Origin of the sequence: Streptomyces sp. NPDC023723, assembly GCF_040639815.1 — a bacterium.
Taxonomy (GTDB): domain Bacteria; phylum Actinomycetota; class Actinomycetes; order Streptomycetales; family Streptomycetaceae; genus Streptomyces.
Window position 1 is genome coordinate 39,774 of sequence record NZ_JBFAAP010000023.1, and the last position, 22,206, is coordinate 61,979.

A 22,206-nucleotide genomic window follows, 5' to 3' on the forward strand; every position below is an offset into this window, starting at 1 on the left:
TCGCGCGTCCGTGTCGCCCAAGGCGCCCTTGACGCCGGACCCTTCGCCGGATACTCCGGAAGAAGCAGGGCAGGGCCCGTTCCCCGTGTGGTCCACCGGAGGTGGCGTATGGCGGCATTGGTGCGGCACGAGATACGGGCGTTGCTCCGGGCCCATCTGGCGGCCGCCTCGTCCTACGGCCATCTGACGCGCCACTGCCCGGTCTGCCACCGTCTGCTGCGGCTGGCGATGGATTCCGCCCCGCAGCCGCCGACAGACCGTCAGGAGGGCGTGGAGCGCACCCCCGCCGCCGGCGCGTGACCGGCCGTCGGCGCCAACGCCCCTGCGTCCGGGGGCCGATGGGAATCCGCCCCTCCTCTAGCGCACATATGCCACCGCCAACAACCCGACCGGCGTGTGACGGGTGTCACCGTACTCATTTTTGAAACGGTGACGCTTACACCTCTCCTACAACTGGTCAATTTAATATGTGCAATTGTACCGACCTGCGGATACCTTCACAGCCGATCCGACAGCCCCGCCCAGACTCCGACAAGGCCGCTCACAGAACCCCGCGCCCGGCCTGCCACCAGGCACAACCGGGCACAAAAAAGATCGCGCTGGACCCGGCGGAGTCCAGCGCGATCGACGACACATGGGGCACGGGATCTGTTGGGGCAGATCCCCGCGTCGTATGGAGCTGTTGGGCCCGGACGCCGTAGCAGGTTGGGGGACCTGCCGTTCTGTCCGGTTATGCGGTAGTTCAGGCCTCGCTGCGCTGCTGCGGGATACCCGCGAGCAGCGCGCGGACCTCAGCCTCGCGGTAACGGCGGTGCCCGCCGAGCGTGCGGATCGACGTGAGCTTGCCGGCCTTCGCCCAGCGCGTGACCGTCTTCGGGTCGACGCGGAACATGGTGGCGACCTCGGCGGGGGTCAGCAGCGGCTCGGCATCAGGGGTGCGAGCGGTCATGAGCGGCCTCCTCGGGAGAACCGAACCATCTCGGTTCTTTCCTCTAAATTCTGCACCTTGACCCGCGTTGCCCGAAATGGCGGACGCGAGTCGAGTCGGTTATAGGACGAACGGCTTGTCCTCGGCACTACAACTACACCATCTGTCCAGCCGCGTCGGCCAAACCGATGGAATTGCCCTCCCAGGTGTTCATCAGCGACGGATGCCGATGGACCATGCCATAGCGGACAGTCACGCCGGTGTGACGATCAGTCACACCGGCGATCGGGAGTCATCAGACCCCCCAAAGCACGCATTGCCGAGAATCCGCCCACAGTGCACCACAGCGGGACGGACGGAGCCCTCCCCGGACTCCTTGTCCTATTTTGGCACGAGGAGGGGCAAGCGACGCAAGGGTGGAGTACGTGCGGTCCGTCACGCTTGAGTCATACGCCCGGATCGGGACTTACGTCCCACGCCGAGATGACGACGAGAAGAACCGGGGATCACCCGGAGTGAGTGACGAAACCCCAAAACGGGCGTCACGTCAAACGTCAGTTCGCAGAGCGCCGGTCCCGGACCGCCCGCCACCGCTCCACCAGCCGCCCGTACGCGGCCCCCGCGGCCGCCCCGTCGCCGTGCCGCAGCGCGTCGATGCCCTCGGCGACGTCGGCCGCGGAGTGGTCGGCCGCCAGCGCGCCGGGCGGCACCGCGTGCACCAGGCCGCCGTAGTCCAGCTCCACCACGGAGCGCGGATGGAACTCCTCCAGCCAGCGCCCCACGTCGACCAGGCCGTCGATCAGCGGCCCCTCGTCCATCGCCTCCCGCAGCGCCCGCAGCCCGCGCGCCACCCGGCGCCGGGCCTGCACCATCGGCGTGCGGTAGCGCAGCACCGGCGCCGCCTCGGGCGGCTCGCCGCCGCCCTCGTCGTACTCCCGCTCCTCGTCGGCGACGAGCACGAACCAGTTGATCGGCACCTGCCAGGTGGCCGTGCGGATCCACGGGCGGGCGTCGGGGTTGCGCTCCAGCCAGCGGTCGTAGTCCTGGGCCGCCTGGCGGCGCAGCAGCGGCGGCAGCAGGGCGTCCAGGACCGGCTCGGGAAAGTCCTCGGGCAACTCCTCCAGGGCCTGCCAGCCGCGCAGCCGGGTGCGCCAGGGGCAGACGCAGACCACGCCGTCGGACTCCAGCACGAACGCGTCGGCGCTCTCGTGCACCGACACCGGCACCGGCGGGGTGGGCAGCAGGTCGGCCAGCGAACGGCGCAGCTCGTCCTGGTACGAGGGCAGATCGGTCCGGCGGGCGTACCGCGTCCAGTGGCCGCGCTCCGGCTCCGGGAAGGCGGCCAGCGGCTCGTACACGCGCAAGTACGCCGCGTACGGGACGATCAGCGAGGACACCTTGGGCACGCCTGCTCCCTCCCCCGCGCGCCGCCGGGAAAACCTGCCGGGCCCGGTCACCCACGCGCGCGGAATGCTCGGAAGATCGTCCCACGGCAGTACTCCGTGCGGAGGTGATCCTCAGCACTGTGCGGCGGGCGGGCGCGGCAGGCCCTAATCTCGTGCCACAGTCCCGCCACCCGTCCGGGACCACCTGCACCAGCCGCTACTTACTCAGGAGTCACCACCGTGACCGACGTAACCGGCGCGCCTGCTGATGTACTGCACACCCTGTTCCACTCGGACCAGGGCGGTCATGAGCAAGTCGTGCTCTGCCAGGACCGGGCCACCGGTCTCAAGGCCGTCATCGCCGTCCACTCCACCGCCCTGGGCCCCGCGCTCGGCGGCACCCGCTTCTACCCGTACCCGACGGAGGCGGCGGCGGTCGCCGACGCGCTGAACCTCGCCCGCGGGATGTCCTACAAGAACGCCATGGCCGGGCTGGACCACGGCGGTGGCAAGGCCGTGATCATCGGCGACCCGGAGCTGGTCAAGACCGAGGAACTGCTGCTCGCCTACGGCCGGTTCGTGGCCTCCCTCGGCGGCCGCTACGTCACCGCCTGCGACGTCGGTACGTACGTCGCGGACATGGACGTCGTCGCCCGCGAGTGCCGCTGGACCACCGGGCGCTCGCCGGAGCACGGCGGGGCCGGCGACTCCTCCGTCCTCACCGCCTTCGGCGTCTACCAGGGGATGCGGGCCGCCGCCCAGCACCTGTGGGGCGACCCGTCGCTGCGGGACCGGACGGTGGGCATCGCGGGCGTCGGCAAGGTCGGCCGCCATCTGGTCGGCCATCTGCTGGCCGAGGGCGCCCGGGTGGTGATCACGGATGTGCGGGAGGCGGCCGTGCGGCGGATCGCCGACGAGCACCCGGCCGTCCGGGTGGTGGCCGACACCGAGGCGCTGATCCGGTTCGACGGTCTGGACATCTACGCCCCCTGCGCGCTCGGCGGCGCGCTCAGCGACACCTCGGTGCCGGTGCTCACCGCCAAGGTGGTCTGCGGGGCCGCCAACAACCAGCTCTCCCACCCGGGGGTGGAGAAGGACCTCGCGGACCGCGGCATCCTCTACGCGCCGGACTACGTGGTGAACGCCGGCGGCGTCATCCAGGTCGCCGACGAGCTGCGCGGCTTCGACTTCGACCGGTGCAAGTCGAAGGCCGCGGGCATCTACGACACCACGCTCGGCATATTCGCACGTGCGAAGGAGGACGGGATTCCGCCGGCCGCGGCGGCCGACCGGATCGCCGAGCAGCGGATCGCCGGGGCCCGCGGCCGGGGCTGACCGGACGGGCCCCGGGCGGGCCGGGCGGTACCCGCCGGGGGCCGGTTGGAGAGAACTCTCACTTCTACCGGCGGGTCGACCGTCCAGAAGTGGTTAAAATCGCGGTTGACCAGCGAGGACGGGGCGCCTCGAAGGACTCGGACGCGGGCCCGTCCTGCGGGCGACGTACCGTATGGGCGTGGGCTCAGGTACCGTGGAAGCCCTACGGACCGGTCTCTCTGCGGAGAGCCCGTTCCGGACCATGAACGCGTGTCAAGACTCTGGGGCCGTCGAGCCCCGTCGTTGAGGGGGTCGAGCCATGGGGCGCGGCCGGGCCAAGGCCAAGCAGACGAAGGTCGCCCGCCAGCTGAAGTACAACAGCGGTGGGACTGATCTCTCCCGCCTGGCCGAGGAGCTGGGCGCATCGACGTCGAGTCCGCAACCGCCTAACGGCGAGCGGTTCGAGGACGATGAGCAGGACGACGACGATTTGTACTCCCGGTACGCCGACCTCTATGAGGACGACGACGAGGGAGACGAGGACGGACAGTCCTCACAGCAGCGTCGCGGCGCTTGACCTTGTACTGAACATTGGCCCGGTCGGTGACCTCTGTCACCGACCGGCTTCTGTGCTGTCCGCCGGGTCCACCTCGTGGCCCGGCGGTTCTCAGCCGGTCACTCAGACCGCGTAGTCACCGACCAGCGCGGCGCCGCTGTCGTGCTCGCCACGCCCGGTGATCTCGCCGGCCACCCAGGCGTCCACGCCGCGGTCGGCCAGGGTCGTCAGGGCCACGTCCGCGGACTCCTGCGGCACGATCGCGATCATGCCGACGCCCATGTTCAGCGTCTTCTCCAGCTCCAGGCGCTCCACCCGGCCGGTCCTGCCGACCAGGTCGAAGATCGCCCCCGGGGTCCAGGTGGAGCGGTCCACGGTCGCGTGCAGCCCGTCCGGGATCACCCGGGCCAGGTTGGCGGCGAGACCGCCGCCGGTGATGTGGCTGAAGGCGTGCACGTCGGCGGTGCGGGTGAGGGCCAGGCAGTCCAGCGAGTAGATCTTGGTGGGCTCCAGGAGTTCCTCGCCGAGGGTGCGGCCGAGGTCGTCGTGGTGCGCGTCAAGGGCCAGACCGGCCTGGTTCAGCAGGACGTGGCGGACGAGTGAGTACCCGTTCGAGTGAAGCCCGGAGGCGGCCAGCGCGATCACCGCGTCGCCCTCGCCGATCCGGTCCGGGCCGAGCAGCCGGTCGGCCTCCACGACGCCCGTACCGGCGCCGGCCACGTCGAAGTCGTCCGGGCCCAGCAGGCCGGGGTGCTCGGCGGTCTCGCCGCCGACCAGGGCGCAGCCGGCCAGCACACAGCCCTCGGCGATGCCCTTGACGATGGCGGCGACCCGCTCGGGGTGCACCTTGCCGACGCAGATGTAGTCGGTCATGAACAGCGGCTCGGCGCCGCACACCACGATGTCGTCCATGACCATGGCGACCAGGTCGTGGCCGATGGTGTCGTAGACGCCGAGCTGCCGGGCGATGTCGACCTTGGTGCCGACGCCGTCGGTGGCGGAGGCGAGCAGCGGGCGTTCGTACTTCTTCAGGGCGGAGGCGTCGAAGAGGCCGGCGAAGCCGCCGAGGCCGCCGAGGACCTCGGGGCGGCGCGTCTTCCTCACCCATTCCTTCATGAGCTCGACGGCGCGGTCACCCGCTTCGATGTCGACGCCCGCCGCTGCGTAGCTGGCACCAGTTGTGTCAGGCATGACGATAAGAACCTTTGTGTCGTACGGCAGGTGGTGCGGACGGACGGCTACGGGCGCCGGATGGCGTCGGTGGCGGCCGTACCGGCGGGCCCGGCGGCCAGCTCGGTCTCCAGGAGCTGCTTGCCGAGCAGCTCGGGGTCGGGCAGCTCCATCGGGTACTCGCCGTCGAAGCAGGCGCGGCACAGGTTGGGCTTGGCGATGGTGGTCGCCTCGATCATGCCGTCGATGGAGATGTACGCCAGCGAGTCGGCGCCCATGGAGGTGGCGATCTCGTCGACGCTCATGCCGTTGGCGATCAGCTCGGCGCGGGTGGCGAAGTCGATGCCGAAGAAGCAGGGCCACTTCACCGGCGGGGAGGAGATCCGGATGTGCACCTCGGCGGCGCCGGCCTCGCGGAGCATGCGGACCAGGGCCCGCTGGGTGTTGCCGCGGACGATGGAGTCGTCGACGACGACCAGCCGCTTGCCCTTGATGACTTCCTTCAGCGGGTTCAGCTTCAGCCGGATGCCGAGCTGGCGGATGGTCTGGGAGGGCTGGATGAACGTACGTCCGACATAGGCGTTCTTCACCAGACCGGCGCCGAACGGGATGCCGGACGCCTCGGCGTAGCCGATCGCGGCCGGGGTGCCGGACTCCGGGGTCGCTATGACCAGGTCGGCGTCGGCGGGGGCTTCCTTGGCCAGTTTTCGGCCCATCTCCACGCGGGAGAGGTACACGTTCCGGCCGGCGATGTCGGTGTCCGGGCGGGCCAGGTAGACGTACTCGAAGACACAGCCCTTGGGCTTCGCATCCGCGAATCGGGAGGAGCGCAGGCCCTTCTCGTCGATGGCGACGAACTCGCCCGGCTCGATCTCGCGGACGTAGGAGGCGCCGCAGATGTCGAGGGCGGCGGACTCGGAGGCGACCACCCAGCCGCGCTCCAGGCGGCCGAGGACCAGCGGGCGGATGCCCTGCGGGTCGCGGGCGGCGTAGAGGGTGCCCTCGTCCATGAAGACCAGGGAGAAGGCGCCGCGCACCTTGGGCAGGACCGCGTGCGCGGCCGCCTCGATGGTCAGCGGCTTGCCGTCCTCGTCGGCCTGGGCCGCGAGCAGCGCGGTGAGCAGGTCGGTGTCGTTGGTCGCCGCGACGCGCGGGGTGCGGCCCTCCTGCTTGGGCAGGTCGGCGACCATCTCGGCGAGCTGGGCGGTGTTGACGAGGTTGCCGTTGTGGCCGAGCGCGATCGAGCCGTGCGCGGTGGCCCGGAACGTCGGCTGGGCGTTCTCCCACACGGAGGCGCCGGTGGTCGAGTAGCGGGCGTGTCCGACCGCGATGTGACCCTGGAGCGAACCGAGCGAGGTCTCGTCGAAGACCTGGGAAACCAGGCCCATGTCCTTGAAGACGAGGATCTGGGAGCCGTTGCTGACCGCGATTCCCGCGGATTCCTGGCCCCGATGCTGGAGGGCGTAGAGCCCGAAGTACGTGAGCTTGGCGACCTCTTCGCCGGGAGCCCAGACACCGAAGACGCCGCATGCGTCCTGGGGGCCCTTCTCGCCGGGAAGCAGATCGTGATTGAGTCGACCGTCACCACGTGGCACGTCTCCGAGTGTAGGCGAGACCGGCGGCTGATCCGAATGGGGGAGCTCGCCGCCACCGTGCGTCACCGGTCGGCGGCGGCCCGTACGGTCGTGCCGTTTTCGCTGGTCAGCGTGAGGGTCTGCTGATCGATCCGATAGTCGACGCGCTGGTCGAAAAGAGCCGTAAGGCGCTTCTCGGTGGCCATGAGTGAGTCTTCGCACATCATTCGGGTGGTGGTGGGCGCGCCCACGGTGATATGCCCGTCGCGGACCGTGGCCTTCGCCCGGACCCGGTTGCAGCCGAGGCTGCCGGTGACGGTGCCCGCCCGCTGGTCGAAGGTGAGGTGCGCGCGGCCGGCCGTGTCCGGGGCGGTGACCCGCCAGGTGGTGCCGTCCAGCGCGGTGTCCGGTCGCTCGCTGAGGCGGACGGTGTCGCCGTCGGCGGTGGTGAGGGTCAGCCGGCCGTCGTCGACCTCGGTGCTGAGCGGGCCGGCGGTGAGGGTGCGGGCGAGGGTCCGCTCTTCCTGCACGGAGTGGTCCGCGCAGGCCATCGCGGTGGCCTCGGCGTCGCTCAGCCGGACCCGGTCGCCGTCGACGGACGCCTTGGCGTGGAAGTCGTTGCAGCCGTAGCTGCCCTCGGCCGTGCCGTCGGCGGTGATGGTCAGGTGGGCGCCGGCCGGGAGCGGGCGCTCCGCGCCGTCGGCGGTGACGCTGTCGACGTTCCAGCGGACGCCGGTGATCCGGTCGGCGGCGCTCGTGGCCGCGGCGCTGCCGCCGTCCGCCTGCTCGGCGCCGCAGGCCGCCGCGAGCGGGAGGAGCGCGGCGGCCACCATCGTGGTCGTGTGTCGCTTCAGCCTGTACATGACCGTTCGACGGGCGGGCGGAGGAACCGGTTCCCGTCAGCTGAGGACCGGCAGCAGCGCGGAGAGGTCGGCCCGCTCGCCGCTCGCGCTCACCTTCCCGCCGCTGACCGCGTCCGCCCAGGCCAGCCGCCCGGTCGCGAGCCGGAGCCAGGTGAGCGGGTCGGTCTCGACCACGTTGGGCGGGGTGCCCCGGGTGTGCCGGGGGCCCGCGACGCACTGCACGACGGCGTACGGCGGCACCCGCACCTCGGTCGCGCCGCCGGGCGCCCGCACGACGAGCGCGTCGGCCAGCAGCCGGGTGGCGGTGGCCAGCGCCTGCCGGTCGAAGGGCACGTCGAGGCCGGGTACCGCGGCGTTCAGGTCGTCGGTGTGCACGACCAGTTCGACGGTGCGGGTGACCAGGTAGTCGTCGAGCGGCAGCGCGCCCGCGTTGGTCACCAGGAGCCGGCCGCCGGGGTGCGCGGCGAGCAGGGCGCGCAGGCTGTCGTCGATGCCGGCGAGGTAGCCGTCGAGGTCGGGGTGGCCGGCGGCGAGCTGCCGGGTGAAGTCGGCGATCGCGGCCGCGTTGCCGCCGGCGGCGGACACCCACTCGGTCACCTGGATGTCCTGCTTCGGCGGGGCCGGCCGGTCCAGGGCGCGGTGCACGGCGGTGAGCGCCATGCCGAGGTGCGCGACCAGCTCCCGTACGGTCCAGTCACCGAGCCGGGTCGGCAGTGCGAGCTGCTCGGGGGTGAGGTCGCGGACCGCCTCCCGTACGTGGTCGAACTGGGCGTGGACGGCGGCGCGGGTGCGGGCGGGGTCGTAGCTGCGGGGGCGTTTCCTGGACGTCGTCGGCATGGGGGTGAGCCTATGCGCGGGCTCTCGCCGGGCGGCTACGGTTTCAGGCGCAGGGCGAGCGAGTAGAAGCGGGTGATCTGGCCGTCGCTGCCGTTGTCGTCGGAGACCAGGTAGAGCGGGCGCCAGCCCTGGTACTCGCCGGAGGTCCACTCCTTGCCGACGGCCATCCCCTCCACGTTGTCGACCAGCGGGTTGTGGGGGTTGGAGCCGGGGGTGGCGACCGCGCCGGGGCCGCCGGACGGGCAGGCGGACAGGCTGAGGACCGGTGTCGCGCGGGTGAAGACGTCCGCGGGGACGTCGAAGAGGGAGTCGTCGTCGCGCACGTCGCGGGCGCCGTCGAGGGAGACCTGGACGACGCGGATGGAACTGCCGAGGTCGGAGGTGTACTGGCGTTCCAGGGCGAGGAGGTTTCCCGCGTTGTCGAGGGCGGCCAGTTCCACCAGGTTCATCCCGTCGCCGGCCAGGTAGCCGTACTGCTCGTCCGGCTCGTAGCTGCCGCCGGGGGTCCCGGTGTAGCGCAGGACGCGGATCTGGGGGCGGCCGCGCTGGTCGCCGTCCGCGGCCAGCGGCGCCTCCCAGCCGGCGTAGAGGTGCTTGCCGTCCGGGGAGATGGTGAGGGACTCGATGCCGCGGCCGGTCTGGGCGCTGCCGGCCGGCCAGTACCGCAGTTCCTCGGGGATCGGGAAGCCCTTGCCGAGCTGCTGGCCGGTGGCGATGTCGAAGCGGCGGATCGCCGGGGCGTCCTCGGAGGCGACCAGCGCGGTCCGGCCGCCCCGCTCGATGACGAGGCCCTCCCCGTCGGGCAAGTTCCTGGGGAACTGGGTGCCGTCCGGGCGGCGCAGGGTGTGCGCGGTGCCGGCGACCGGGTTCAGGTCGAAGGGGGTGCCGAGGCGGACCGGGAAGAGCAGGCCGGGGTCGTTGTCGGCGAGGGTGAACGCCTCGACGCCGGTCTCGCGCTCGGCGGTGAGGGCGAGGGCGGACAGGCCCTCGATCTCCTCGTAGTCGACGTTCTTCTTGTCCAGCGCGTCGGAGTGGTCGAGGAGGACCGCGCGGGGCACCGCGGCATTGGTGGGATGGCCGCCGCACTTGCCGGCCGCGGCCGCGGGGTGCGCGGTGTGCCACCAGCCGGCCGCACCGGGTGCGCCGAGGCCGACGGCGAGCCCGGCCACCGCCGCGGCCCCCGCCCACAGCAGGACGCGGAGCCGGCTGGGGGGCGGCTCGGCGACGGGCCGCGGGGTCAGGGGCGGCAGCACCGCCACGTTGCGGACGAAGGGCAGCCCGCCGACGCCGTTGTGGTCCTCGTCCTGCGGTTCCTGCGGCACTTTGAGCTTCATGTCCGCGATGCGCTGCTTCACCGCCTCGAAGAGCGTGTGCAGGCTCAGCATGTCGGGGCCGTCCGGGACCCCCTGCCGCAGCGCCGCCACCAGCGCCCCGGTGAAGACCGTGCAGTGCTTCGGGTTCGGGGCGTGCGAGGGGCGGTCCTTCGGGGCGGAGGTCATCACGTACGAGCCGGTGATGTCGTGCAGCGTGCCGAGCGCCATCTCGCTCACCCGGTCGTCCTCGCTGCCCATCGCGGTGAGGACCTTGCCGCTGAAGCAGCAGTCGAGCAGCAGCACGTGGTGTCCGGCGGTCCCGCTGCCGATGGCCCGGTTCACGTCACCGGCGCGTACGCACTTGACCGGCCGGTCCTCCTCCGACTCGGGCAGCGTGAGCAGCAGCTGGGTCTCCCGGCGGTCGATGAGGCCGTGGCCCGCGTAGTAGACGATCAGCGTGTCCTCGGCCTTGCCGGCCGCCTCGTAGATCGGGTCGGTCAGTTCGGCTCCGGTGGCCGGGTTCTCGACTGTGAGGACACGGTCCTCGGCGATGCCCCAGATCTCCGGGTCGGTGAGCGCGGCCCGCAGCGCGGTGAGGTTGTGGCGGACGCTGCGCAGGGAGGCGAGGTGCGCGTACTCGTCCACGCCGATCAGTACGACGTAGGTGCGGTCGGGGTCGATGCGGCCGCGCGGGGCGGCGGCGGGGCCGACCGTGGTCACGCCTGCGCCTCCTCGGACTCGTCCGGGACCCCGGCGCTCAGCCGGCGCACCAGCTCCTCGACCTCGGCGGGGTCGGAGCCGACGACCTGGACGGTGACCGCGGGCGGCGTACGCTGCCCGCGGCTGTGCCGCCAGGCCAGGTAGGACAGCGGCAGTTGCAGGGCACCGGCCGCGCTGGAGATCACCGCGAGGACCAGCTCCAGCTCCGGGCTCATCCGGTCCGGGGTGTCGGCGAGGACCGGTTCCAGCGTGACGTGGCCGCGCAGCGCCCGGTCTTCGGTGAGCCAGCCGAGCAGTGACCGCAGTTCCTGTTCGTGATCGGGTCCGTCCGCCCGGAACCTGATCCGCAACCGCTCACCCATCGGCCCCCACCCAGGTGTTTCCGTCGCACGCACGCCTTCAGGTTGGCACAACCACCGTGCCCGGCAGGACGATTCAGGAAACTCGGACGGCACAGACGAAAACAGGCCACCGTTCCGGTCCCTCGCGGGTGCCCGGAACGGTGGCCCGAACGGCCTCGGCGTTACGCCAGCAGGGCCGGGATGGTGCCCTCGTGCGCCTCGCGCAGCTCGCTCAGCGGCAGCGCGAACTCGCCCTGGACCTCGACCGTGTCCCCGTCCACCACACCGATCCGGGTGGCGGGCAGGCCGCGCGCCCCGCACATGTCGGTGAAGCGCAGTTCCTCCGAGCGCGGCACGGCGACGACCGCCCGGCCGGCCGACTCGGAGAACAGGAACGTGCAGGCGTCCAGACCGTCCGGTACGACGAGCCGGGCGCCCTTGCCGCCCAGCAGCGCCGACTCGACCACGGCCTGCACCAGACCGCCGTCGGACAGGTCGTGCGCCGAGTCGATCATGCCGTCGCGGGAGGCGGAGATCAGGATCTCGGCGAGCAGCCGCTCGCGCTCCAGGTCGACCTTCGGCGGCAGGCCGCCGAGGTGGTCGTGGATCACCTGGGACCAGGCCGAGCCGCCGAACTCCTCGGCCGTGTCGCCGAGCAGGTAGAGCAGCTGGCCGTCCTCCTGGAAGGCGACCGGGGTGCGGCGGGCCACGTCGTCGATCACGCCGAGGACCGCGACCACCGGGGTCGGGTGGATGGCGGCCTCGCCGGTCTGGTTGTAGAGCGAGACGTTGCCGCCGGTCACCGGGGTGCCGAGCTGGAGGCAGCCGTCCGCGAGGCCGCGGACGGCCTCCGCGAACTGCCACATGACCGCCGGGTCCTCGGGCGAGCCGAAGTTCAGGCAGTCGGAGACGGCGAGCGGCTTGGCGCCGGTCGTCGCCACGTTGCGGTACGCCTCCGCGAGCGCGAGCTGGGCGCCGGTGTACGGGTCGAGCTTGGCGTACCGGCCGTTGCCGTCGGTGGCGATGGCGACGCCGAGGCCGGTCTCCTCGTCGACGCGGATCATGCCGGAGTCCTCGGGCTGGGCGAGGACGGTGTTGCCCTGCACGAAGTGGTCGTACTGCTGGGTGATCCACTTCTTGCTGGCCTGGTTCGGGGACGAGACCAGCTTCAGGACCTGGTCCTTCAGCTCCTCGCCGGTCCCCGGCCGGGGCAGCTTGTTCGCGTCGTCGGCCTGGAGGGCGTCCTGCCAGTCGGGGCGGGCGTAGGGGCGCTCGTAGACCGGGCCGTCGTGGGCGACGGTGCGCGGGTCGACGTCGACGATCTTGCCGCCGTGCCAGAAGATCTCGAGCCGGTCGCCGTCGGTCACTTCCCCGATGACGGTGGCGATGACGTCCCACTTGTCGCAGATCTCCAGGAACCGGTCGACCTTCTCCGGCTCCACGACCGCGCACATCCGCTCCTGCGACTCGCTCATGAGGATCTCCTCGGGCGAGAGCGTGGAGTCGCGCAGCGGTACGTCGTCCAGGGTGACGCGCATGCCGCCGGAGCCGTTGGAGGCCAGCTCGGAGGTGGCGCAGGACAGACCGGCCGCGCCGAGGTCCTGGATGCCGACGACGAGCTTCTCGGCGAACGCCTCCAGGGTGCACTCGATGAGCAGCTTCTCCTGGAAGGGGTCGCCGACCTGGACGGCGGGGCGCTTGGATGGCTTGGCGTCGTCAAAAGTCTCGCTCGCCAGGATCGACGCGCCGCCGATGCCGTCGCCGCCGGTGCGGGCCCCGTAGAGGATGACCTTGTTGCCGGCGCCGGACGCCTTGGCGAGGTGGATGTCCTCGTGCCGCATGACGCCGATGGCACCGGCGTTGACCAGCGGGTTGCCCTGGTAGCAGGCGTCGAAGACGACCTCGCCGCCGATGTTGGGCAGGCCCAGGCAGTTGCCGTAGCCGCCGATGCCGGCGACGACGCCGGGCAGCACGCGCTTGGTGTCGGGGTGGTCGGCGGCGCCGAAGCGCAGCGGGTCCACGACCGCGACCGGGCGGGCGCCCATCGCGATGATGTCGCGGACGATGCCGCCGACGCCGGTGGCCGCGCCCTGGTAGGGCTCGACGTAGGAGGGGTGGTTGTGCGACTCGACCTTGAAGGTCACGGCGTAGCCCTGGCCGACGTCCACCACGCCCGCGTTCTCACCGATGCCGACCAGCATGGCGTCGTTCCGCGGGGCCTTCTCGCCGAACTGGCGCAGATGGACCTTGCTGCTCTTGTACGAGCAGTGCTCGGACCACATGACGGAGTACATGGCCAGCTCCGCACCCGTGGGGCGGCGGCCGAGGATCTCGACGACCCGCTCGTACTCGTCCTTCTTCAGGCCCAGTTCGGCCCAGGGCAGCTCGACGTCGGGGGTCGCGGCCGCGTGCTCGACCGTGTCCAGAGGCGTCCGGCTCATGCGTTGACCAGCTTCTTGAGGATCGAGGTGAAGAACGGGAGGCCGTCGGTGCGGCCGGTGCCGATCAGCGGCTCGACGGCGTGCTCGGGGTGCGGCATCAGGCCGACGACGTTGCCGGCGGCGTTGGTGATGCCGGCGATGTCGTTGAGCGAACCGTTGGGGTTTCCGTATCCGTCGGCGGCCGCGCCGCGGGTGAGGTAGCGGAAGGCGACGCGGCCCTCGCCCTCCAGCTCGTCCAGCGTGCGCCGGTCGGCGACGTACCGCCCGTCCATGTTCTTCAGCGGGATGCTGATCTCCTGGCCGGCGGTGTAGTCGCTGGTCCAGGAGGTCTCGGCGTTCTCCACCCGCAGCCGCTGGTCGCGGCAGATGAAGTGCAGGTGGTCGTTGCCGAGCATGCCGCCGGGCAGCAGGTGCGCCTCGGTGAGGATCTGGAAGCCGTTGCAGATGCCGAGCACCGGCAGTCCGGCCTGCGCCTGTTCGATGAGGGTGTCCATCACCGGCGAGAAGCGGGCGATCGCGCCGGCGCGCAGATAGTCGCCGTAGGAGAATCCGCCGCACAGCACCACGGCGTCGACCTGCTTGAGGTCCTTGTCCTTGTGCCAGAGCGCCACCGGCTCGGCGCCCGCGACCCGGATCGCGCGCCGCGTGTCCCGGTCGTCGAGGCTGCCGGGGAAAGTGACGACGCCAATACGAGCGGTCACTTCGCGACTCCCGCGACTTCCGCCGCTTCCTCGACCCGGACGGTGAAGTCCTCGATCACCGTGTTGGCGAGGAAGGATTCCGCAAGATCGTGGATGCGGGCGAGGGCGGCCTCGTCGAGGGGGCCGTCAACTTCCAGTTCGAAACGCTTTCCCTGGCGGACGTCCGAGATCCCCTCGAAACCCAGTCGCGGCAGTGCACGCTGCACCGCCTGGCCCTGGGGGTCGAGGATCTCCGGCTTGAGCATGACGTCGACTACGACGCGTGCCACTGGCACTCCCGGTGGTGTGGTGCTGAGCAGGTTCCTTCAGCCTACCTGGTTTAAGCTGCCAGAATTTCTACGCGGGTAGAGTTGTAGGAATCTACGTGAGCCCTGTCACGATTGCGCATCAGCGGGGGGCCGGGCGAAAAGCTTCGGGAAAGATCGCGCCGTACGCTCGGGCGGCTATTGCGCGACAGACACGCGGAGAGTTTTAGTCGGGCTTCACTTTGCAATGCCGAGCACTGTACAAATGAAATGTCATTAGCCGATACTTTGCCCAATTACAGGCGAACAGTCGGCATCTCCCGGACGTCCTGGCACGTCAGTGTGGAGATGCCGCACGAAGGGACCGATATTCGTGGCGCAGCGTGTCGTGGTCACTTACTTCGACGACATCGACGGCTCGGAAGCGGCGGAGACGATCGCCTTCGGACTCGACGGCAAGATGTACGAGATCGACCTGAACGAAGCCAATGCCAGGAAACTCCGGGATGCCCTGGAGCCGTACGTGGAGGCCGGCCGCAAGCGGTCGCGGTCCGGCAAGACCTACCGGCAGACGGAGGTCGCCCCCGACCCGGCGGCCGTCCGGGCCTGGGCCCAGGCCAACCGGATGGAGGTGCCGGCCCGGGGCCGCATCCCCAAGAGGGTGTACGAGGCGTTCGCCGCGGCGCGGTGAACCGCCGGTGAAGAGCGCCCGACGCGTGCTCAGCGGGCCCTCGCGGCAACCGACTTGCGCGACACCCCCGGCGATCAGCTAAAGTCTGGAGCACGCCGAGGGGCCGGGCCGAAAAGCCCAGCTCACGAGGGCTTGCGGGTGTAGTTTAGTAGTAGAACATCCCCCTTCCAGGGGGAAGACGCAGTGTGCGATCCCTGTCACCCGCTCCGCACCGCCGTACTGGTCGGCCAAGTCGATCAGGTAGGCTGGTGCCCGCGCCGGTCAGTGAAAGCTGGTCGGATGCAATGCGGACGTAGCTCAGTTGGTAGAGCGCAACCTTGCCAAGGTTGAGGTCGCGAGTTCGAGCCTCGTCGTCCGCTCGGGAATCAGACCCCGGTCCTTCTGGACCGGGGTCTTTTTGCTCTGGGTGCTCCAGGCCAAGTGCGGTGCCGTGTCTGACATTTGTCATGGCGAGTGATGACGGCGCGCACTGCCCCCGGGTCCGTTCCGGCGGAACCCTGGAGACATGGATGCGAACGAGCACGAACACGTGATTGAGGTCACCGACCTGCGGCGTGTGTACGGGGGCGGGTTCGAGGCGGTGCGCGGCATCGGCTTCAGCGTGCGGCGCGGCGAGGTCTTCGCGCTGCTCGGCACCAACGGCGCCGGCAAGACGTCGACGGTGGAACTGCTGGAGGGCCTCGCGCCACCGTCCGGCGGGCGGATCCGGGTGCTCGGGCACGACCCGTACACCGAGCGGGCCGCCGTACGCCCCCGTACCGGAGTGATGCTCCAGGAGGGCGGCTTCCCCTCCGAGCTGACCGTCGCCGAGACCGCGCGGATGTGGGCGGGGTGCGTCAGCGGCGCCCGGCCGCCGGCCGAGGTGCTGGAACTGGTCGGGCTCCGGGCCAAGTCCCGGACCCGGGTCAAGCAGCTCTCCGGCGGCCAGCGGCGCCGGCTCGACCTGGCGCTGGCCCTGCTCGGCTCCCCCGAGGTGCTCTTCCTCGACGAGCCCACCACCGGACTGGACGCCGAAGGCCGCCGGGACACCTGGGAGTTGGTGAGCGCGCTGCGCGACGGCGGCACGACGGTACTGCTGACCACGCACTACCTGGAGGAGGCCGAGAACCTCGCCGACCGGCTCGCGATCATGCACGAGGGCCGGATCGCCGTCACCGGCACCCCCGACGAGGTGACCGCGGCGCGGCCGTCCCGGATCTCCTTCGAACTGCCCGAGGGCTACTTCCCCGGCGATCTGCCGCCGCTCGCCGAACTCGGCGTCAGCGCGCACGAGGCCGACGGCCGGCTCGTCCGGCTGCGCACCCACGAACTCCAGCGGGCCGCCACCGGACTGCTGCTGTGGGCCGACCGCGCCGGGGTGCGGCTGCGCCGCCTGGACGTGCGGTCCGCCTCCCTGGAGGAGGCGTTCCTCGGCATCGCGAAGGAAGCGGCGGCCGACGCCACGGACGACCCGACGACGAAGGAGTACGCGGCATGAGCGTCGACACCCTCGACGGCACCATCACGCCCGCCCGGCGGATGACCGCCCTGGCCCGGGCCGAGCTGACCCTGCTCGGGCGGAGCAGGGGCACGCTGTTCGCGGCGGTGTTCGTGCCGCTGGTGCTGCCGTTCAGCGTGCGGCAGGCGGCCAAGGAGATGGACCTCGCCGAGGCCGGGCTGACCACCGGCACCGTCGTACTGCCCGCCGCGATCGGCTTCTCCCTGGTCTTCGCCGTGTACTCGGCGCTGGTCGGCGTCTTCGTCGTGCGGCGCGAGGAACTCGTCCTCAAGCGGCTGCGCACCGGCGAGTTGCGGGACGCCGAGATCCTCGGCGGCGCCGCGCTGCCGTCCGTCCTCACCGGGCTGGTGCAGACCCTGCTGCTCATCGCGGGCTGCTCGGTGCTGCTGGACCTGTCCGCGCCGTCCGCGCCGCTGCTGGCCGTCGTCGGGCTGCTGCTGGGCCTGGTGATGTGCGCCGCGCTCGCCGCGCTCACCGCGAGCTTCACCCGGACCGGCGAGAGCGCCCAGGTCACGCCGCTGCCGCTGACCTTCGTCTCGATGCTGGCCTCGGGCATGTTCGTCCCGCTGGAACTGCTCCCGGACAAGGTGGCCGCCGTGTGCGAACTGCTGCCGCTGACCCCGGTCATCACCCTGGTGCGCGGCGGCTGGACCGGCGACCTGCCGGCCGGCGAGGCGCTGGGCGCGGCGACGACGGCGGTGGCCTGGACCGTGTTCGCGGTGTTTGCTGTACGCCGGTGGTTCCGCTGGGAACCGCGCCGCTGAGACGGAACGCGGCGGGGTGTGGCGGTGTGCGGCGCGGCAGGACACTGCGGATACGGCGGGGGATGAAGGGAGCGGAGCGATGCGCGGGCCGGGCGGCTGGTGGGGGCGGAAGACCACGCCGGCGAAGGTGGAGACGTACACGCGGTGGTCGTTCCACTTCTTCGGGGTGATCGAGATCACGGTGGTCGCGCTGGCCTCCTTCGCGCAGGTGGGCGCCGGGCTGGCGAGCGTGCTGACGCTGACGGTCGTCGTCCATGTCGCGCTCTGCATGCTGACCGCCTCCCGGGCGCTGGACTGGACCCGTGGCCGGCGGGCCCGGCCGGTCGGCCTGCTGTGGGCGCTCGGCGCCCTCACCGCCGCCCTGGCGGCCGGCGCGCTGCTCTACGTGGAACTCGGCTCCGGCGACGACGCCGTCGCCACCGCGGTGGGCGGGAACTTCGGCGTGCTGGTGACCTTCGGCGTCGGCATCATGGCGCTCGGGATGGCCGGCCGGCGGCAGGTGAGCTGGCTGGCCGGCGGTTTCGCGGCGGGCTCCGGTGCGATGGCCCTGCTGCTGGGCGCGCCCCCGGCCGCGGCGCTGGTCACCACGGTCAGCGTGCTGTTCGGAACCAGCTTCCTCGCGCTCACCTCGTTCTTCTCCGTGTGGCTGCTCAACGCCGTCTACGCGCTCGACGAGGCCCGCGAGACCCGGGCCCGGCTGGCGGTCGCCGAGGAACGGCTGCGGTTCGGCCGGGACCTGCACGACGTGATCGGGCGCAACCTCGCCGTCATCGCGCTCAAGAGCGAACTCGCCGTCCAGCTGACCCGGCGCGAGCGGCCCGAGGCCGTGGACCAGATGATCGAGGTGCAGCGCATCGCCCGGGAGTCGCAACGGGAGGTGCGGGATGTCGTACGGGGTTACCGGGAGGCCGACCTGAACGCCGAACTCACCGGCGCCCGGGGAGTGCTGGACGCCGCGGGCATCCGCTGCGAGGTGACCGGCGAAACGGCCGGACTGCCCGACCGGGTGCAGTCGGCGCTCGGCTGGGTGGTGCGCGAGGCGACCACCAACGTACTGCGGCACGGGGCGGCGGAACGGTGCGCCGTGACGGTTCGGACGACCGGAGATCGAGTGGTACTGACCGTGGAGAACGACGGCGCCGGCGAGCCGGCGGGGGAACGGATCGGCGGACGGGGCGGCGGACGGGGCGGCGGGCGCGGTGGCGGGCGCGGCGGCTCGGGGCTGGCCGGACTGCGGGAACGGCTGACCGCGGTGGACGGAACGCTGACGGCGGGGCACGCCGAGGAGGGCTTGTTCCGGGTGGTGGCGGAGGTGCCGTTGGGAGATGGGGGTGCTGGCGGTACGGGGGGTACTGGCGGTACGGGCAGCGGTACCGCCAGTGGCCACGGTACGGATGGCGTTGGGCTGGAGGTCGCGTCGTGAGCGACGCCGTACGGGTGCTGCTCGCCGACGACGAGCACCTCATCCGCGGGGCGCTGGCCGCCCTGCTGTCCCTGGAGGACGACCTGCTGGTGGTCGCCGAGGCCGCCACCGGTCCGGAGGCGCTGGCGATGGCCCGGGCGCACGAGCCCGATGTGGCGGTCCTGGACCTCCAGATGCCCGGCGCGGACGGTGTGAGGGTGGCCACATCGCTGCGGTCCGAGCTGCCCGGCTGCAAGGTGCTGATCGTGACCAGTCACGGCCGGCCCGGACATCTGAAGCGGGCGCTGGCCGCCGGGGTGCGCGGGTTCGTGCCGAAGACCGTCAGCGCCCAGCGGCTCGCCGAGATCATCCGCACGGTGCAGGCCGGAAACCGCTACGTCGACCCGGAGTTGGCCGCCGACGCGATCTCCGCCGGGGACTCGCCGCTGACCGCCCGTGAGGCCGAGGTGCTGGAGCTGGCCGCCGACGGCGCGCCGGTCGCGGAGATCGCCGAACGGGCCGCGCTCGCCGAGGGGACCGTACGGAACTACCTGTCGTCGGCGGCGACGAAACTCGGGGCGGAGAACCGGCACACCGCGGTGCGTCTCGCCCGCGAGCGAGGTTGGGTATAGTGGTGCTCGCACCGCAGCGCGGAGCACAGGCGAACGTAGCTCAGTTGGTAGAGCGCAACCTTGCCAAGGTTGAGGTCGCGAGTTCGAACCTCGTCGTTCGCTCCAGTTTCATCATCTTCATCATGATCGTCATATGGTCGTCATGAGAGAAGCCCCCGGTTTCGGCCGGGGGCTTTCTCGTGTTCCGGTGCTCAGGACCAGTTGGTGCCCGTCAGCCGCTCGTACGCCTCGATGTACTTGGCGCGGGTGGCGTCCACCACTCGCTGCGGCAGCGCCGGCGGCGGCTGCTCGCTCTTGCGGTCCCAGCCGGACTCGGCCGAGGTCAGCCAGTCGCGGACGTACTGCTTGTCGTACGACGGCTGCGCGCGGCCCGGCTCCCACGTCTCGGCCGGCCAGAAGCGGGAGGAGTCCGGGGTGAGGACCTCGTCGGCGAGGATCAGCTCCTCGCCCTCGAAGCCGAACTCGAACTTGGTGTCGGCCAGGATGATCCCCCGGTCGCGGGCGATGTCCCGGGCCCGGGAGTACACCGCGAGGGTCGCCTGCCGCAGCGTGGCGGCGGTGTCGGCGCCGACCTGGCGGGCGACCTCCTCGTAGGAGACGTTCTCGTCGTGCTCGCCGACCTCGGCCTTGGTGGCCGGGGTGAAGATCGGGGCGGGCAGCTCCGAGCCGTCGACCAGGCCCTCGGGCAGGGCGAGGCCGCAGACGGTCCGGGTCTCGTTGTACTCGACCAGGCCGGAGCCGGTGAGGTAGCCGCGGGCCACGCACTCCACCGGGACCATGTTCAGCGACTTGCAGACCAGCGCGCGGCCCGCCCAGTCGGCGGGGGCGCCGGCCGGCAGTTCGGTGCTCAGCACATGGCTGGGTACGAGGTCGGCGAGCTGGTCGAACCACCACAGGGAGAGCTGGGTGAGGACCCGGCCCTTGTCCGGGATCTCGGTGGGCAGTACCCAGTCGTAGGCGGAGATGCGGTCGCTGGCGACCATCACGAGGTCGCCCGCCTCGTTGCGGTACAGCTCGCGCACCTTGCCGGTGTGCAGGTGCACCAGGCCCGGAACCTCAAGCGGCTCGGGCTTTTCGACGAATCCGGACACGGTTCCTCCCCGTGGTTCTGTCCAATGCCTCCGCATTCTCCCGTACGGCGTGCCGGTCGCGGACAGGGGGGCAGGGGCGGGCCGGTTCACTGGCTGGTTCACTCGCGTTTGCAGATGCGGTCCATCAGGTTGGCGGTGGCGCGCTGGATACGGGGGTCGACGTGGCCGGGACGGTCCAGGGCCGGGGACCAGGCGAACGTTCCGGACGCGAACACCCAGGCGCCGGACGACGCCCGGTACAGGGACGTCTCCTGGTGTCGCGGGGCGCCGTCGATGTCCTGGTACGGGGAGTGCGCGAGCAGCACTCGCTCGTCGTACGGGGGCAGCGGGGCGCGTGGGAAGTAGCGGTCGGCCTCGCCCGCGACCAGGTTCTCGATCCCGTCGCCCTCGTGCGCGCCGGTGGCCTCCCACAGCCAGTGGTCGGCGTTGCGGACGATCAGCGGATGCGGCTCGGGGACCCGGCCCGCGTACTGGATGCCGAGTATCTCCTGCTCGGGGCGGTCGACCTCGCGCCACAGCACGGGTTTGCCGGGGCCCTTGCGTTTGCGGCAGGTGAGCAGACGGTCGGGGACGCCGGACGGCGACGGGGACAGCTCCACCTGCCAGTACATGGTGTTGGCGGAGAGGAAGACCAGCGACGTGCCCTGCTCGCGGGCGAGTTCGGTGGTGCGGCGCATGGCGGCCGACCAGTACTCGTCGTGGCCGGGGAAGACCAGGCCCCGGTAGCGGGTCGGGTCGACGCGGCCGGCGTGCAGGTCGCCGGCGTCGGCGTAGGCGAGGTCGTAGCCGTAGCGCTCGGCGAAGCGGATGAAGTCGTAGGCGTGACCGACGTGGAGGGGGAGGCCCGCGCCCGCGTACGGGCGGTCGAAGGAGACGGTCGTCGCGGCGTCGGCCTCGCCGAGCAGCCGGCCGTCCTTGTCCCAGGCGTGGTAGAGGCTGGCGCCGGTGCGGCCGTCCTCCGGGTACAGGTTGTACGCCTGCCAGGTGATGTCCGGCAGGAGCAGCAGCAGGTCGGCGGGGTGGTTGTCGCGGACGGTGAAGGGGACGTGCGAGCGGTAGCCGTCGGCGGTGGTGAGGACGGCGACGTACGCGCCGATGTTCCAGTACGTCGGGACCTGGAGGCGCCAGGACAGCCACCAGTGGTGGCAGGAGACCGTACGGTCGGCGGTGAGCGGCGGCGGCTGGACGATGCCGGACAGCCGGGGGCTGCTGGTGATCTTGGCGGCGCCGTCACCGCCGTAGTGGCCGATGCGGTAGACGTCGACGGAGAACTGCTGGGGCGGGTCGACGGTGATGTGGAAGTCGATGGCGTCGCCGGGCGCGACCGCGCCGGTGGAGGTGAAACCCTTGATCTGCCGGCGCACGTCGTCGGCGGAGCGGGGGCGGCCGTCGCCGGAGTGGCGGGGCGGTTTTCGGGTCGTCCTGGCGGGGGCGTTGGCTTTGTCCGGGTCCGGGTCCTGGTCCACGTACCAGGGGACGATCTGACCGCTGTCGCCGAAGTACGTCTCGCCGCCGCGCAGCCACGGCACCGGTCCCAGTCCGAAGGGGTCCGTCACGGCGTGGGCGAGTGCTCCGGATTCCCATCGGCGGATCTGCTCGGACCCCATGGGTCATTCCCCTCCCTCTTGCCCCCGTGGTCGTGCGTATGACGTACGCGATTGCCATGTGCGCGATCGGTCCCAGCACATCACATTTCGCACGCAGGCTGTCACGGTTCGTTGCGAACTGAGCCAAAGTGGA

The 22,206-nt window shown here is 71.3% G+C and carries 21 protein-coding genes and 3 tRNA genes; 11 read left to right on the top strand and 13 right to left on the bottom strand.

Annotated features, from left to right (window positions below; translation table 11 throughout):
• The first annotated feature begins 108 nt into the window (after positions 1–108).
• Complete coding sequence (locus AB0G32_RS23100) at positions 109–300, top strand: DUF6274 family protein (protein ID WP_361166256.1); 192 nt, start codon at positions 109–111, stop codon at positions 298–300.
• Positions 301–742: 442 nt separating this feature from the next.
• Here AB0G32_RS23100 and bldC read toward each other — a convergent pair whose 3' ends face one another.
• Positions 743–949 (bottom strand): developmental transcriptional regulator BldC, encoded by a 207-nt coding sequence (gene bldC, locus AB0G32_RS23105; protein ID WP_003949541.1) that lies wholly within the window; start codon positions 947–949, stop codon positions 743–745.
• Positions 950–1,482: 533 nt separating this feature from the next.
• Positions 1,483–2,334, bottom strand: a complete 852-nt coding sequence (locus tag AB0G32_RS23110) for a hypothetical protein (RefSeq protein WP_361166259.1) — start codon at positions 2,332–2,334, stop codon at positions 1,483–1,485.
• A gap of 219 nt (positions 2,335–2,553) precedes the next feature.
• Between AB0G32_RS23110 and AB0G32_RS23115 the strand changes: the two genes are divergently transcribed.
• Positions 2,554–3,648, top strand: a complete 1,095-nt coding sequence (locus AB0G32_RS23115) for a Glu/Leu/Phe/Val dehydrogenase dimerization domain-containing protein (protein WP_361166262.1) — start codon at positions 2,554–2,556, stop codon at positions 3,646–3,648.
• 298 nt (positions 3,649–3,946) lie between these two features.
• Complete coding sequence (locus tag AB0G32_RS23120) at positions 3,947–4,204, top strand: DUF3073 domain-containing protein (RefSeq protein WP_361166265.1); 258 nt, start codon at positions 3,947–3,949, stop codon at positions 4,202–4,204.
• A gap of 102 nt (positions 4,205–4,306) precedes the next feature.
• Here the strand turns inward: AB0G32_RS23120 and purM are convergent, their stop codons facing one another.
• From purM to purS, 9 genes are all read right to left on the bottom strand, one after another.
• A complete protein-coding gene (gene purM / locus AB0G32_RS23125; RefSeq protein ID WP_361166269.1) occupies positions 4,307–5,374 on the bottom strand; it encodes a phosphoribosylformylglycinamidine cyclo-ligase in 1,068 nt (355 codons plus the stop codon).
• Between the two features lie 47 nt (positions 5,375–5,421).
• A complete protein-coding gene (gene purF, locus AB0G32_RS23130) occupies positions 5,422–6,948 on the bottom strand; it encodes an amidophosphoribosyltransferase (protein WP_361166272.1) in 1,527 nt (508 codons plus the stop codon).
• Between the two features lie 62 nt (positions 6,949–7,010).
• On the bottom strand, positions 7,011–7,790 hold the full coding sequence (locus tag AB0G32_RS23135) for an META domain-containing protein (protein WP_361166275.1): 780 nt from the start codon (positions 7,788–7,790) through the stop codon (positions 7,011–7,013).
• 36 nt (positions 7,791–7,826) lie between these two features.
• Positions 7,827–8,627, bottom strand: coding sequence for a sterol carrier family protein (locus AB0G32_RS23140; protein WP_361166278.1), 801 nt, complete (start codon positions 8,625–8,627; stop codon positions 7,827–7,829).
• 35 nt (positions 8,628–8,662) lie between these two features.
• Positions 8,663–10,660 (bottom strand): esterase-like activity of phytase family protein, encoded by a 1,998-nt coding sequence (locus AB0G32_RS23145; protein ID WP_361166281.1) that lies wholly within the window; start codon positions 10,658–10,660, stop codon positions 8,663–8,665.
• Positions 10,657–11,022 carry a hypothetical protein gene (locus AB0G32_RS23150; RefSeq protein WP_361166284.1) on the bottom strand — a complete coding sequence of 122 codons (366 nt, stop codon included), beginning with the start codon at positions 11,020–11,022 and terminating at the stop codon, positions 10,657–10,659. The genes AB0G32_RS23145 and AB0G32_RS23150 overlap by 4 nt, the downstream gene beginning before the upstream one ends.
• Positions 11,023–11,183: 161 nt before the next feature.
• Complete coding sequence (purL, locus tag AB0G32_RS23155; RefSeq protein WP_361166287.1) at positions 11,184–13,442, bottom strand: phosphoribosylformylglycinamidine synthase subunit PurL; 2,259 nt, start codon at positions 13,440–13,442, stop codon at positions 11,184–11,186.
• On the bottom strand, positions 13,439–14,143 hold the full coding sequence (gene purQ / locus AB0G32_RS23160) for a phosphoribosylformylglycinamidine synthase subunit PurQ (protein WP_361166290.1): 705 nt from the start codon (positions 14,141–14,143) through the stop codon (positions 13,439–13,441). The genes purL and purQ overlap by 4 nt, the downstream gene beginning before the upstream one ends.
• Complete coding sequence (gene purS, locus AB0G32_RS23165) at positions 14,140–14,412, bottom strand: phosphoribosylformylglycinamidine synthase subunit PurS (protein WP_361166293.1); 273 nt, start codon at positions 14,410–14,412, stop codon at positions 14,140–14,142. Before purS ends, purQ begins: the two co-directional genes overlap by 4 nt.
• A 349-nt stretch (positions 14,413–14,761) precedes the next feature.
• On the opposite strand from purS, the gene AB0G32_RS23170 reads away from it, so the two are divergent.
• The 8 genes from AB0G32_RS23170 to AB0G32_RS23205 all read left to right on the top strand — a co-directional run bounded on the left by AB0G32_RS23170 (position 14,762) and on the right by AB0G32_RS23205 (position 19,480).
• On the top strand, positions 14,762–15,079 hold the full coding sequence (locus tag AB0G32_RS23170) for an Lsr2 family protein (protein ID WP_361166296.1): 318 nt from the start codon (positions 14,762–14,764) through the stop codon (positions 15,077–15,079).
• Between the two features lie 134 nt (positions 15,080–15,213).
• A tRNA-Gly gene (locus AB0G32_RS23175) sits at positions 15,214–15,285 on the top strand.
• 80 nt (positions 15,286–15,365) lie between these two features.
• Positions 15,366–15,438: transfer RNA gene (locus tag AB0G32_RS23180), tRNA-Gly, on the top strand.
• A 146-nt stretch (positions 15,439–15,584) separates the two neighbouring features.
• Entirely contained in the window at positions 15,585–16,556 is a 972-nt protein-coding gene (locus AB0G32_RS23185; protein WP_361166299.1) for an ABC transporter ATP-binding protein, read from the top strand.
• Positions 16,553–17,341, top strand: coding sequence for an ABC transporter permease (locus AB0G32_RS23190; RefSeq protein ID WP_361166302.1), 789 nt, complete (start codon positions 16,553–16,555; stop codon positions 17,339–17,341). Before AB0G32_RS23185 ends, AB0G32_RS23190 begins: the two co-directional genes overlap by 4 nt.
• Before the next feature lie 79 nt (positions 17,342–17,420).
• Positions 17,421–18,764 carry a histidine kinase gene (locus AB0G32_RS23195; RefSeq protein WP_361166305.1) on the top strand — a complete coding sequence of 448 codons (1,344 nt, stop codon included), beginning with the start codon at positions 17,421–17,423 and terminating at the stop codon, positions 18,762–18,764.
• On the top strand, positions 18,761–19,375 hold the full coding sequence (locus AB0G32_RS23200; protein ID WP_361166308.1) for a response regulator transcription factor: 615 nt from the start codon (positions 18,761–18,763) through the stop codon (positions 19,373–19,375). The genes AB0G32_RS23195 and AB0G32_RS23200 overlap by 4 nt, the downstream gene beginning before the upstream one ends.
• A 29-nt stretch (positions 19,376–19,404) precedes the next feature.
• Positions 19,405–19,480: transfer RNA gene (locus AB0G32_RS23205), tRNA-Gly, on the top strand.
• 86 nt (positions 19,481–19,566) lie between these two features.
• Here the strand turns inward: AB0G32_RS23205 and AB0G32_RS23210 are convergent.
• Positions 19,567–20,466 carry a phosphoribosylaminoimidazolesuccinocarboxamide synthase gene (locus tag AB0G32_RS23210; protein ID WP_361166311.1) on the bottom strand — a complete coding sequence of 300 codons (900 nt, stop codon included), beginning with the start codon at positions 20,464–20,466 and terminating at the stop codon, positions 19,567–19,569.
• Between the two features lie 98 nt (positions 20,467–20,564).
• Positions 20,565–22,073 (bottom strand): N,N-dimethylformamidase beta subunit family domain-containing protein, encoded by a 1,509-nt coding sequence (locus tag AB0G32_RS23215; protein ID WP_361166314.1) that lies wholly within the window; start codon positions 22,071–22,073, stop codon positions 20,565–20,567.
• Between the last annotated feature and the right edge of the window lie 133 nt (positions 22,074–22,206).

Coding starts and splice junctions, on each gene's coding strand:
- AB0G32_RS23195 (WP_361166305.1), top strand. CDS start 17,421: ATGCGCGGGCCGGGCGGCTGGTGGGGGCGGAAGACCACGCCGGCGAAG.
- AB0G32_RS23135 (WP_361166275.1), bottom strand. CDS start 7,790: ATGTACAGGCTGAAGCGACACACGACCACGATGGTGGCCGCCGCGCTC.
- AB0G32_RS23140 (WP_361166278.1), bottom strand. CDS start 8,627: ATGCCGACGACGTCCAGGAAACGCCCCCGCAGCTACGACCCCGCCCGC.
- bldC (WP_003949541.1), bottom strand. CDS start 949: ATGACCGCTCGCACCCCTGATGCCGAGCCGCTGCTGACCCCCGCCGAG.
- AB0G32_RS23185 (WP_361166299.1), top strand. CDS start 15,585: ATGGATGCGAACGAGCACGAACACGTGATTGAGGTCACCGACCTGCGG.
- purM (WP_361166269.1), bottom strand. CDS start 5,374: ATGCCTGACACAACTGGTGCCAGCTACGCAGCGGCGGGCGTCGACATC.
- AB0G32_RS23215 (WP_361166314.1), bottom strand. CDS start 22,073: ATGGGGTCCGAGCAGATCCGCCGATGGGAATCCGGAGCACTCGCCCAC.
- AB0G32_RS23100 (WP_361166256.1), top strand. CDS start 109: ATGGCGGCATTGGTGCGGCACGAGATACGGGCGTTGCTCCGGGCCCAT.
- AB0G32_RS23120 (WP_361166265.1), top strand. CDS start 3,947: ATGGGGCGCGGCCGGGCCAAGGCCAAGCAGACGAAGGTCGCCCGCCAG.
- AB0G32_RS23190 (WP_361166302.1), top strand. CDS start 16,553: ATGAGCGTCGACACCCTCGACGGCACCATCACGCCCGCCCGGCGGATG.
- AB0G32_RS23150 (WP_361166284.1), bottom strand. CDS start 11,022: ATGGGTGAGCGGTTGCGGATCAGGTTCCGGGCGGACGGACCCGATCAC.
- purL (WP_361166287.1), bottom strand. CDS start 13,442: ATGAGCCGGACGCCTCTGGACACGGTCGAGCACGCGGCCGCGACCCCC.